10 protein-coding genes and 2 CRISPR repeat arrays (1 of these 12 cut by a window edge) are annotated in these 12,106 nt (G+C 38.4%); of the genes, 7 read left to right on the plus strand and 3 right to left on the minus strand.

Going from position 1 to position 12,106, the window contains the following annotated elements:
* Positions 1–312: a CRISPR direct-repeat array (repeat unit 32 nt; unit sequence GTCGCACCTTACTTAGGTGCGTGGATTGAAAT) (it extends 1,435 nt beyond the left edge of the window).
* 151 nt (positions 313–463) lie between these two features.
* The 7 genes from A374_RS15700 (at position 464) to cas2 (ending at position 8,537) form a co-directional block, all read left to right on the plus strand.
* Positions 464–2,872, plus strand: a complete 2,409-nt coding sequence (locus A374_RS15700) for a CRISPR-associated helicase/endonuclease Cas3 (protein ID WP_007203218.1) — start codon at positions 464–466, stop codon at positions 2,870–2,872.
* 200 nt (positions 2,873–3,072) lie between these two features.
* Positions 3,073–3,792, plus strand: a complete 720-nt coding sequence (gene cas5c / locus A374_RS15705; protein WP_007203219.1) for a type I-C CRISPR-associated protein Cas5c — start codon at positions 3,073–3,075, stop codon at positions 3,790–3,792.
* Positions 3,789–5,681 (plus strand): type I-C CRISPR-associated protein Cas8c/Csd1, encoded by a 1,893-nt coding sequence (cas8c, locus tag A374_RS15710; RefSeq protein ID WP_040340674.1) that lies wholly within the window; start codon positions 3,789–3,791, stop codon positions 5,679–5,681. Before cas5c ends, cas8c begins: the two co-directional genes overlap by 4 nt.
* A gap of 15 nt (positions 5,682–5,696) precedes the next feature.
* Positions 5,697–6,560 (plus strand): type I-C CRISPR-associated protein Cas7/Csd2, encoded by an 864-nt coding sequence (cas7c, locus tag A374_RS15715; RefSeq protein ID WP_007203221.1) that lies wholly within the window; start codon positions 5,697–5,699, stop codon positions 6,558–6,560.
* Positions 6,550–7,209: a CRISPR-associated protein Cas4 gene (gene cas4, locus A374_RS15720; protein ID WP_007203222.1), complete on the plus strand. Its 660-nt coding sequence runs from the start codon at positions 6,550–6,552 to the stop codon at positions 7,207–7,209. The genes cas7c and cas4 overlap by 11 nt, the downstream gene beginning before the upstream one ends.
* Entirely contained in the window at positions 7,206–8,237 is a 1,032-nt protein-coding gene (gene cas1c, locus A374_RS15725) for a type I-C CRISPR-associated endonuclease Cas1c (RefSeq protein ID WP_007203223.1), read from the plus strand. Before cas4 ends, cas1c begins: the two co-directional genes overlap by 4 nt.
* A gap of 9 nt (positions 8,238–8,246) precedes the next feature.
* The gene (gene cas2, locus A374_RS15730) at positions 8,247–8,537 is read left to right on the plus strand and encodes a CRISPR-associated endonuclease Cas2 (RefSeq protein ID WP_007203224.1); all 291 of its coding nucleotides are present in this window, start codon (positions 8,247–8,249) and stop codon (positions 8,535–8,537) included.
* A gap of 168 nt (positions 8,538–8,705) precedes the next feature.
* Positions 8,706–9,395: a CRISPR direct-repeat array (repeat unit 32 nt; unit sequence GTCGCACCTTACATAGGTGCGTGGATTGAAAT).
* 846 nt (positions 9,396–10,241) lie between these two features.
* Here cas2 and A374_RS15735 read toward each other — a convergent pair.
* The 3 genes from A374_RS15735 to A374_RS15745 are packed head-to-tail and all read right to left on the minus strand — an operon-like array spanning position 10,242 to position 12,089.
* Positions 10,242–10,751 (minus strand): hypothetical protein, encoded by a 510-nt coding sequence (locus A374_RS15735; RefSeq protein ID WP_007203225.1) that lies wholly within the window; start codon positions 10,749–10,751, stop codon positions 10,242–10,244.
* Positions 10,748–11,110 carry a hypothetical protein gene (locus tag A374_RS15740; RefSeq protein ID WP_007203226.1) on the minus strand — a complete coding sequence of 121 codons (363 nt, stop codon included), beginning with the start codon at positions 11,108–11,110 and terminating at the stop codon, positions 10,748–10,750. The genes A374_RS15735 and A374_RS15740 overlap by 4 nt, the downstream gene beginning before the upstream one ends.
* A gap of 19 nt (positions 11,111–11,129) precedes the next feature.
* Entirely contained in the window at positions 11,130–12,089 is a 960-nt protein-coding gene (locus A374_RS15745; RefSeq protein WP_007203227.1) for a D-2-hydroxyacid dehydrogenase family protein, read from the minus strand.
* Positions 12,090–12,106 lie beyond the last annotated feature (17 nt).

A 12,106-nucleotide genomic window follows, 5' to 3' on the forward strand; every position in this document is an offset into this window, starting at 1 on the left:
CTTTACAAGTTTGCGTCGCACCTTACTTAGGTGCGTGGATTGAAATTGGATCAATTAATAAGTATTCACGCAAAAATGTAGTCGCACCTTACTTAGGTGCGTGGATTGAAATCATGCAGTCATGACGAAGCAGATCTATTGATGGCAGTCGCACCTTACTTAGGTGCGTGGATTGAAATACTGTAATTAAGGTTGTGGCTGATCCTGAAGTGCGTCGCACCTTACTTAGGTGCGTGGATTGAAATCAACCTCTTGCAACGCATCCTCTACGTTGGCACTTGTCGCACCTTACATAGGTGCGTGGATTGAAATTCTAACCTATTATCGTTAAAGTTATTTTTATTAAGTCGCACCTTAATGAGGTGCAACACAAGTCTAATGGATAATTCATTTTATAACCGTCTAGCAGCGTAGCACTTCATAAACTGTTCCTAACAACTAAACTAAAAGGAAGGATATGACTATGGTCTATATAGCACATTTACGAAGTGGTAATCATGACATCCAAACAGTTCGAGAGCATTTACTAGAAGTGAAACAGTTGGCAGAGTCTTTTGGAGAGAAGCTTGGTGTGAAGCATTTAGCAGGGCTTGCGGGCTTGTTACATGACATGGGGAAATACACAGATGCCTTTAAGAATTATTTAGTAGAAGCGGTAAATAATCCTGATAATCCCCCGAAAAAAGGAAGTGTGGATCATTCTACTGCAGGTGGGAAATTCTTATATGAAGAGTTTCATCATAGTGGACTATATCCAGCCATTCTTGCAGAAGTGGTGGGAAATGCCATTTTGTCGCATCATTCATATCTTCAAGACTTTATTAATCCTGATTTGGAATCTAATTATTTAAAAAGAGTCAGAGATAAAGAGTTAGATGAGTTTTCAATGGTAAAAGAGCGATTCTATAAGGATGTTATGAATCAAGAGTCGTTTAAAGCTTATGTAGGTTTGGCGTTAGATGAGTTAGAAACGTTTTTGAATAGAGATTCTCCTTGCAAGATGGAAGTTAAGTTAATGTTGCTTACCAAATATATATTTAGTGCCTTAATTGATGCAGATCGAACAAATACGCGTTTATTTGAAGAAGGCAATAACGTTGACGTCAGTACGGAAAACACACCTTTTGAAGATTACTATGCGAAGTTGCTAAAGCAGCTACAATTGTATGATCAATCTCCTTTAGCGCATCATCCTATTAATCAATTGAGAGTTAAAATGTCAGAACAGTGCGATAAGTTTGCTGAGAAGCCTTCTGGTATTTATACCTTAAGTATCCCTACGGGCGGTGGTAAGACGTTAGCCAGCTTACGCTATGCTTTAAAGCATGCAAATTTACATAATAAGAAACATATTATTTATGTAGTACCTTACACGACAATCATTGAACAAAACGCTGAAATTATTAGGGGAATTATTAAGGATGATGAAAATTTACTGGAGCACCATTCTAACGTCACTCTTGAAGAAGAGAGGTATGATTCGGCTATAGATACTGGGACAATCGAACAAAAATTAAGGTTAGCTAAAGATAATTGGGATCAACCCATCATAATGACAACGATGGTTCAATTTTTAAATGTATTTTATGCCAAAGGAAGTCGCAATATTAGAAGACTGCACAATTTAAGTGAAGCTGTCATTATTTTTGATGAGGTTCAAAAGGTGCCTGTAAATTGTGTTTCTCTGTTTAATGATGCGTTAAATTTTTTAAAATTCTATGGGAATTCTAGTATGCTTCTATGTACAGCAACACAGCCTGCACTCGATTATGTAGAAAAGCGATTAGCGATTAATGAGCATCCAGAAATTATTGAGAATTTAGATGAGGTAATAGATGCGTTTAAACGAGTGGAAGTAATAGATGAAGCGACGAATCAGACGATAAAGAATGACCAGCTTGTTCAAAGAATAAAGCAGCAGATGGAAAGTGTTTCAAGTCTGTTAGTGATCTTAAATACGAAAGCTGTTGTAAAAGATTTATTTAGTAAGCTTGAAGAAAAGGAGCTAAATGCTTCCATATTTCATTTGAGCACTTCCATGTGTGCGAGTCACCGAAAAGAAATGCTGAAGGAAATAACAAGGTTGTTACAAGAAAAGAAGCGCGTTATTTGTGTGAGTACGCAACTCATTGAGGCTGGCGTAGACGTAAGTTTTGACTGTGTCATTCGTTCTTTAGCAGGTTTAGATTCTATTGCGCAAGCCGCTGGGCGGTGTAATCGTCATGGAGAAGCTGAACTGCGACAAGTGTATGTAATTGATCACGGGTCAGAGGAGTTATCAAAATTAAAGGAAATATCATACGGTAAGCAATTATCAAAGCGCATACTACTTGATTTAAAACGTGACTGTACGGCATATGGGGGTCACCTTTTATCCACCCAGGCCATGAATAAATACTTTAAGGAATTCTATGACCATTTTGAAAGTCAATTAGACTATTTTGTTCCCAAAGCAAAACAAAACATGACTGACTTACTTTCTGCTTCCAATAGCTCTTATCATCAAGCATATGTACAACGTCATAAAAAACAATTAGGATTATGCATCCGAAATAGCTATGGCACAGCAGCAAAATATTTTAAAGTAATTGATGATGTTGCTACACCTGTTATTGTTCCATATGGAGAGGGAAGAGACATAATTGCTGAACTTAATGGACAATTTTCCATTCAACAACTCTCCAAATTACTTCGTAAGGCGCAGCAATATACGGTGAATGTATTTGCCCATGAAAAAGAAGAGCTTTCAAAGCAAGGTGGTCTTGTATCCTACTTAGATGGAAAAGTTCTTGTTTTAAAAGAGAGTGCGTACAACGAGACATATGGAGTTGATGTGAAAAATGAAAGTAAACTCGAGTTTCAAATGTTTTAAAAAACCTATCGACTAGGATAGGTTTTTTAATCACATAGTATATTTTTCAATCCACGCTATGAGAGCGACATTTTATTATAACATGATAAAAGTTTGGAATTGTTTTTCATATAATATGTAATTAATTATAGACAGGAAGATTAGCATATGATAAATTGAAAATATTGGTACTATATGAATAAAAAGGAGGTGAATGGTAAGTGAGAAATGCTATTGAATTTGAAGTGTTTGGTGATTATGCCTTGTTTACAGATCCTTTAACGAAATTAGGTGGAGAAAAGTTATCGTATAGTGTGCCTACTTATCAAGCCTTAAAGGGGATAGTCGAATCTATTTATTGGAAGCCGACGCTCATTATGATAGTAGATGAAGTGCGAATTATGAAACCCATCATGATGGAGTCAAAGGGCGTACGTCCAATCGAGTACGGTGGTGGTAATACACTTGCTAACTACACCTATTTAAGAGACGTGCACTATCAAGTGAAAGCACATTTTATTTTTAATATGAATCGTCCAGAGATGGCCTTTGATCGCAACGAACATAAACATCATAATATTATGAAAAGGTCTTTAAAAGCTGGGGGCAGAAGAGACATCTTTTTAGGAACTCGTGAGTGCCAAGGATATGTGGAACCTTGTGAGTTTGGAAGTGGACAAGGATTTTATGATCATTATCCTGAGATTCCGCTTGGAACGATGGTTCATGGTTTTAATTATCCTGATGAAACCGGCAGAGACACATTAGAAATTCGACTGTGGAATCCTGTGATGAAAAATGGTGTCGTATCGTTTATTACTCCTGAAGAGTGTGATAAAGTTCGCAGCATATCCAGTATGGAAGCAAAGACATTTGATACATCTAACACGCAATCAGCAGATGAATTACTTGAACTTTTAGAGAGGGGGAGTGAATGGTGAGTTGGTTACTGAATCTCTATGAAACGTATCAGTCGAATTTAGATCGCGTTGGAGAAATTCAGCTTAAAAGTAACGGTCAGGAATATACGCTCCTACCTATTTCTCATACTACCCAAAATGCACATATTGAAGTATCAGTAACAGAAGAAGGCGAATTTCACTCCGCAACTGTCATTGATAAGACAGAGGCCACAACACTCATACCTTGCACAGAAGGCTCATCAAGCAGAGCGGGTGCAAAGGTAGCTCCGTATCCTCTTCATGATAAATTACCGTATGTAGCTGGGGATTTTGTTGCGTACGGTGGGACAATTAAAAATGAAAATCCGTACCATGCGTATATAAAACAGCTTCAGGAGTGGGCGGAATCACCACATAGCGTACCCAAGCTGAAAAGTATATATCGCTATGTAAGCAAAGGGGAATTAATTAAAGATTTAGTAGCAGAGCGCGTGCTTTTTCTTGATGAACATCAACAGCTTTTTGATGCGTGGGATAAAAAGTTAGAAGAACATATAGATAAAAAACCTGAGTTGTTTTCAACTAGTGTCACCGGACAAGAAAGCGCTTTTGTTCGCTTTAATGTCTATTCGCAAGAGGCTATTTTAACAGATGTCTGGAAAGATCCTGACATGCATCGGTCATTTCAAAATTTTTATAATGAGCGTTTAGGTGGGGAAGATTACTGTTTTGTCACCGGGGAAGAAAAACCGAGTACGGACAAGCATGCAAACAAAATACGTAATGCGGCAGATAAGGCAAAGCTAATATCTGCAAATGATAAAAGTGGTTTTACTTTTAGAGGGAGATTTCATTCGAGTGACGAGGCAGCAAGTATTAGTTATGAGGTTTCACAAAAAGCACATAATGCACTGAAATGGCTTATCAATAAGCAAGGGAAGATCATTGATCAACGTGTTTTTCTTATTTGGGCAAACGATACAACAGAGATGCTTGATCCCATGGAAGACACGTTTTCCTTAATGCAATTAAGTGCGGCACCTAAAGTAGAAATTAAGTCTTATACAGATGAGCATTTTGCGCAAGAATTTTCTAAAACGGTTGATGGCTATAGAGGTAATTTAGACTCCTGTTCAAACGTCTCTATTCTTGTACTAGATTCAGCAACTACTGGTAGATTAGCAGTTAATTATTACCGGAATTTAAACAAAGAGCTATATTTAGACAAATTGAAAAAATGGCATGAAACGTGTGTATGGCGCCATGCGTATCGAAAAGATGCGGAACATAAATGGTTTTATGGAGCACCAGCGACGAAGGATATTGCATTTGCGGCTTATGGTTCACGCGCTAATGAAAAAGTAGTCAAAGGATTGATGGAGCGTATGCTTCCGTGTATTATCGACGGCAGGAAAATTCCTGTGGATATTGTAAGAAGTGCGATTCAACGAGCTTCTAGTCCTGTAGGTATGGAAACATGGGAATGGGAGAAAACATTAAGCGTAACTTGTGCACTTATTAATAGTAATGAGGAGGGATTGGGTGTGGCGTTAGATACCGAAATACAAGATCGAAGTTATTTATTCGGAAGATTGTTGGCAATTGCTGATGTGTTAGAGCGCAGAGCATTAAACCCAGGGGAATCACGAGCAACGAATGCCATTCGTTATATGAATGCATTTTCAAGACATCCCGAGAGAACTTGGTCTACCATTCAAGCAGCATTACAACCTTATCAAGCTAAATTGGGCGCAAAAGCAATCTATTTAAATAGTTTACTTGATGAAGTAGCCTCTTCTATCAGTATAGAAGAGTTTAACAATAAACCGTTATCTGGTAAGTATTTGTTAGGATTTTATAGTCAAAGACATGCATTGTATCAGAAAAAAGAGACTACAACAGAACCAGAAGTAACAGTAGCACAATAAAAGGAGGAAATGAAAATGACAGTGTTAGATCATAAAATTGATTTTGCCGTAGTATTTTCTGTAACAAAAGCAAATCCAAACGGTGATCCACTTAATGGAAATCGTCCACGTCAGAATTATGATGGTCACGGTGAAGTATCAGATGTTGCCATTAAACGAAAAATAAGAAACCGCCTTCAAGATATGGAAGAGTCTGTGTTTGTTCAATCAGCGGATCGTACAACGGATCCTTTTAATAGTTTGCGAGAGCGAGCAGAAGGTAGTGATCTATACGCACAAGCACTGAAAGAAAAAAATAATCAAGCGGAAAAACTTGCAGAAGTTGCTTGTCAAGAATGGATTGATGTACGTAGCTTTGGACAAGTATTAGCATTTAAAGGAGCTGGAAAATCGAAAGGTGTTTCAGTAGGGATCCGGGGACCTGTATCCATTCATACGGCTACTAGTGTAAGTCCTATTGATATTACAAGCATGCAGATTACGAAGAGTGTAAATTCGGAATCAGGTAGCGAACGTGGTTCGGACACAATGGGTATGAAACATCGCGTTGATTTCGGGCTCTATGTTTTTAAGGGAAGCATTAACACCCAACTGGCGGAAAAAACAGGCTTCACACATGAAGATGCACAAAAAATAAAAAGTGCACTGATTACATTGTTTGAAAATGACGTATCCTCTGCACGTCCTGATGGCAGTATGGAAGTACAAAAAGTTTGTTGGTGGACGCATAACTCCAAGCTTGGGCAATATTCTTCTGCTAAAGTACATCGGTTACTAGAAGTAAAAGCAGAAGTAGATGAGCCGAAAAGTATAGAAGATTATACAATTGTTGTTAACGAATTAGAAGGGTTGCAAGCTGAGGTTGTAAGTGGACTATAAGGATGAAGACAGTTATCTCATGCTGTCAGGCATTCAGCATTTTCAGTTTTGTAAGCGGCAATGGGCATTAATTCATATTGAACAACAGTGGGAAGAAAATGTGAAAACGATAGAAGGCCAATACCTTCACCGTAAGGCAGATCAACCTATGATTAGAGAAAAACGTGGCGACAAACTTGTAGTTCGAGGGCTGCATGTTAACTCTCATGAGTTGCAGATTACTGGCATTTGCGATGTTGTAGAGTTTATTGAAAATCCTGATGGCGTGAATATAGTTGGAGCAGAGGGAAGATTTGCTGTTTATCCAGTAGAGTATAAGCGGGGCAAGCCGAAACAGAATGAAGCTGATATTTTACAATTAGTCGCCCAAGCTATTTGTTTAGAAGAAATGTTTCTCTGCGAAATTCACTCAGGCTTTCTTTTCTATAATGAGATTAAGCATCGAATAGAAGTTCCAATCACGCCTGAGCTTAAAGGTAAGGTAAGGGAGATTTCGTCACAGATGCATCAATATTATGATAAAAAACATACACCTAAAGTAAAAACAGGATCCTTTTGTGAGAGTTGTTCCCTACAGCATCTTTGTTTACCTGATTTAATGAAGAAGCGGTCTGTTAAAAGCTATATTGAAGGGAAGTTAACAATGTGAGGAAACTATTAAATACATTGTTTGTTACCCAACCTGACGTTTATCTATCGTTAGATGGTGATAACGTCGTTCTATTAAAGAATCAGGAAAAGTTAGGTAGAGTTCCGCTGCATAACTTAGAATCTATTGCTTCTTTCGGTTATACCGGAGCTAGTCCGGCACTTATGGGCTATTGCTCTGAAAGAAATATTTCCCTAGTCTTTTATACAAAAAGTGGTCGTTTCCTTAATCGTGTAATTGGTCGTAGCAGAGGGAACGTTCATCTTCGTAAAAAGCAATATAATCTTTCGGAGAATGAAACAGAATCAGCATTGATTGCTAGAAATTTTATTACAGGTAAAGTTTTTAACGCGAAATGGATTCTTGAACGAATGACGAGAGATTATCCTTTACGGATTGATGTAGAGAAGTTCAAACAAGCATCGCAACACCTTACGATCATTATGCATGAAATTAGAGCATGTAGTGATTTGGAAGTACTACGTGGCTTAGAAGGTCAGGCTGCTATTACGTACAATAAGTTATTTAATAAGATGATTCTTCAGCAAAAAGATGATTTTTCTTTTTATAACCGTACAAGGAGACCACCACTTGATAATGTTAATGCCATGTTGTCATTTGCCTATACACTTCTGGCGAATGACATGGCTTCTGCATTAGAAGGAGTGGGACTTGATGCTTATGTAGGGTTTCTACATAGAGATCGACCAGGTAGAATATCTCTAGCACTTGATGTAATGGAAGAATTGCGAGGCATTTTTGCAGACAAATTTGTTCTTTCTTTAATTAATAAAAAAGTCATGAACAAAAGTGATTTTTTTAAAAAAGAAAACGGTGCAGTACTCATGAGTGAAGAAGCAAGAAAAAAATTTCTAACAGCTTGGCAAAATAAGAAACAAGAGAAGATTACTCACCCTTACTTGGGAGAAAAAATAGCATGGGGCCTTGTTCCTCATGCACAAGCTCTTCTACTGGCTCGCTTTCTCCGAGGAGATTTAGATGAGTACCCACCATTTTTGTGGAAGTAGGTAGTAGCTATGCTTATCCTGATTACGTATGATGTTAGTACAAGTAGTTTAGGTGGCCAAAAAAGACTACGTAAAGTGGCTAAGGTTTGTCAAAACTACGGACAACGCGTTCAAAATTCCGTGTTTGAGTGTTTAGTAGATTCTACGCAATTTGCTTCTTTAAAAATAGAACTGGGCGATCTTATTGACAAAGAACAAGATAGTCTGCGATTTTATCGACTTGGTAATAATTACAAGACGAAAGTAGAGCACTTAGGAATTAAAGAGTCCATTGACTTAGATCAACCATTAATTTTTTAGTGCGAATAGGAAGCTCCCATGATTTTACTGGGGGATTCGCACCTCATTTTTTGTTTGTTTTTGTCGAAATAAGATTTAAAAATTGTATTTTTCATTGCAAAAAGAAAAGAATAAAGCTGATTTTGAGTGTTATGTAAACTAATAGGAGTTTTATTGCTCAAAATCGCTGTCGCACCTTACATAGGTGCGTGGATTGAAATAAAAATGAGTTCTGAATAGCTTGAAAGGTATCCACGTCGCACCTTACATAGGTGCGTGGATTGAAATAAATTTTTAATAACGGGGGGCTTAAGCCCCCTTTGTCGCACCTTACATAGGTGCGTGGATTGAAATTGCATTGAAACGCCTTTCCCGCAATGATCCGCAGTCGCACCTTACATAGGTGCGTGGATTGAAATCGTCTCTTTTTTATCATTGTGGAGAGTATAATGTCGCACCTTACATAGGTGCGTGGATTGAAATGACACTCTGCAATCACCTATCACCTCTCACTATGGTCGCACCTTACATAGGTGCGTGGATTGAAATTTTTTACTTGTGTAAGATCACGGGCATAGTTTATGTCGCACCTTACATAGGTGCGTGGATTGAAATCTTGTTATTCATGAGTGGTTCCGTCAATTTATGCGTCGCACCTTACATAGGTGCGTGGATTGAAATGGAAGGGTGCGCGTCAGTAGCGCTGTGTTGGTGTGTCGCACCTTACATAGATGCGTGGATTGAAATTTATCATCAATCACTTTCAATGGAATTTTCTCCACGTCGCACCTTACATAGGTGCGTGGATTGAAATTCGATAAAGGCGAGAGCTTTTTGCTCCGTCTTCGTCGCACCTTACATAGGTGTGTGAATTGAAATGCAAAGTTCGACGTGGCATACTGCATTCGCACTATCGCTTGTGGCAGGAACAATCTTTGGTTCTTTACTTTTGGTTATCGTACTGAAGGATTATGTTCTAGGAAGAAAAAAGAAAATAGTGTAATCGTGTTTTCGAATAAATTTTGACAGCTTAAATACTATGGTAAAAGCTTACAGGCTATTTTATAAGCTTTTACCGAATTGTCTAAATTTATAATTTATTACTAAAAAAGTAAATAGCGCTAAGACATATCTGAATCATATTTAAAAAAGTGCTGTTATTCCTATAGGGGAATTATGACTTCTCGAAGAAATTTTCTGGCACTTAGAGTTTTGTTTTTAATCATTTTAGGCATACGTACGTATATAGGTATTTCAACTAGATCACTATTTGTTAATCGAAGTATTGTCCTATTGCACATTTACTTTTATCTGTTTTGTAGTAAGGTATATTTTTCCATAATCCCAAGCAAAAGACGAACGAGCAAATTTTATTAAACAAAAAGGTATGCAATATTCTATTGTAGCGTTGTAATCGTGTTATATGGTGCCTACTTTAAAATTGTATCTTTATCAGCATTTGAGACTATGAGTATCTTAGTGTCTCTAACATTATTACTCTTTATAGTTCGTGGATTGTTTTATCAAAAATACTAAGCATTTAGATGAAAGGCATGAGTGTAAGGAACGCGGTCGTGAGAATATATCAATAATTTTCAGGGCTTTTTGTATGTTATTACTCTTACAGCGTTTGCCTTTTGGTTGGCAGATTCACTAGTTCCTCGAAACTTCCATCGATATCTACATAATAAATAACGCAGCAGATTACGCATCTGCTGCGTTTATTTATAATTTCATTCCCTGATCACGCCGCTCTTTTTTAGCAAACACACTTTCTAGTACGAACCAAAACAATACTAACCCGAGAGAAAGTTTAATCGTATCATACGTTCCAATGTCACAAATCATACAGGCGATATAACCGCATAAGAACCGAAATACAGAAGCAAAGGCAACGATTAATCCGCGATCGCCTAGCAAGCGCTTGCCGATGGCTACAAAAAGATAGTCAATGGTAAAGGCGTACACGACCATACTGATGCTCACAACGATAATCTGTTGGTAATCAATCTTTAAAGAGAAAAAATCTACAAGCAGCGAAGTTGAACCGGTTGTAACAAAAATGACCCCCATGATGACGATCGTCGGAATGAGAGCGAGGGCGATTGCTGCGATCAATGAGGAGAATACTGCTTTTTCATTTGGATTCTCTTTCTTTTCGCCGCGAAATATGAATACAAAAAATATGATAAGAAAACATACATACATGACTATAGCCGTATGAAGTAAACTCATGCCACGCTTGCCTCTCTTATCAAAACTACGATGCTTGCTACACTGACGAGAAGTCCAATGATCGAAACAACAGCAATTAGTGCCCCATTGGCAACCATAAAGCCTAATGGCACTAAGCCAAGAAAGGATAGTACGATAAAAAATTGATAGACAATGTTGATGCGTACTACCGAGTTGCTAAAAAAGGACATGACAAACGGTGGAATAAAAAGAAATACAACGATGCCTATTGCAATCATGAATACCAGCGGTTCATCAAACGCTATCGTATTGGGGCCTGTAGGGTGCTTGGCTGCAAGCAATAACGAGGCTATAGCAAGAACTAGCGTTAGTAAGATGAGCAAGACTCTTTTTAGCATATAATCGCTCCTTATCCATTTAATATAACGTTCGGATGGGCTCGTTTTTAACAAAGGCTTGTATATCTTCAATGGCTTGTGTGAAATACGTTTCATAGTTGCGTCTTGTTACGTAACCAAGGTGTGGAGTAGCTAGTAACGTAGGCAATGTGCGTAATAAATCTGTAGCGGGAAGTGGTTCTGTGTCAAATACATCAATGGCTGCGCCTGCTATTTCATTCGTTTGTAGTGCAGCAATGAGTGCTGACGTATCAATAATGCGTGATCGAGAGGTGTTAATGAGATAAGCGGTAGGTCGCATTAACGCTAATTCGTGCTTGCTAATTAGGTGGCGCGTTCGTTCACTTAGGACGAGGTGAATGGAGACAAAATCGCTCGTAGTAAGCAATTCTTCCTTAGACTGAGCTAGCTGTACGCCAACTTCATCGGCGCGTGCTTGTGTCAGGTTCTGACTCCAAGCAATGACCTTCATGCCAAATGCTTGAGCAATGTGCGCCATTTTTTGGCCTGTTTTCCCCAGGCCTAGCAAGCCAAGGGTACGACCGGATAAGTCGCTACCAACTGTTGATTGCCAAGGACCGCCTTCTTGAAAAGCAGTAGTTTCTACATGGATATTACGAGCTAAGCTCAGTAGGAGTGCCCAAGTTAATTCTACCGGGGGCTCTGAGTGACTAGCTGTTCCACATACGACCACACCTTGGGCAGCGGCTGCCTCAATGTCAATGGACGCATTGCGCATGCCTGAAGTAATGAGTAGCTTTAAACGAGGAAGTTTTTCCAATAATGACTTCGGAAACGGCGTGCGCTCGCGCATGATGACAATCATATCAAAATCTTGCAGTGCCTTAACAAGCTCTATTTCTTCGTTCATATGCTCATGAAATGTTGTGATCTCTACAGTGTCGTGTAGTACAGACCAATCTGCCATCTCGAGCGCAACGCGTTGGTAATCATCTAAAATCGCACATTTTAATCTCATTTGTAAAAACCCTCCGT

Origin of the sequence: Fictibacillus macauensis ZFHKF-1 (assembly GCF_000269865.1) — a bacterium.
Taxonomy (GTDB): domain Bacteria; phylum Bacillota; class Bacilli; order Bacillales; family Fictibacillaceae; genus Fictibacillus_C; species Fictibacillus_C macauensis.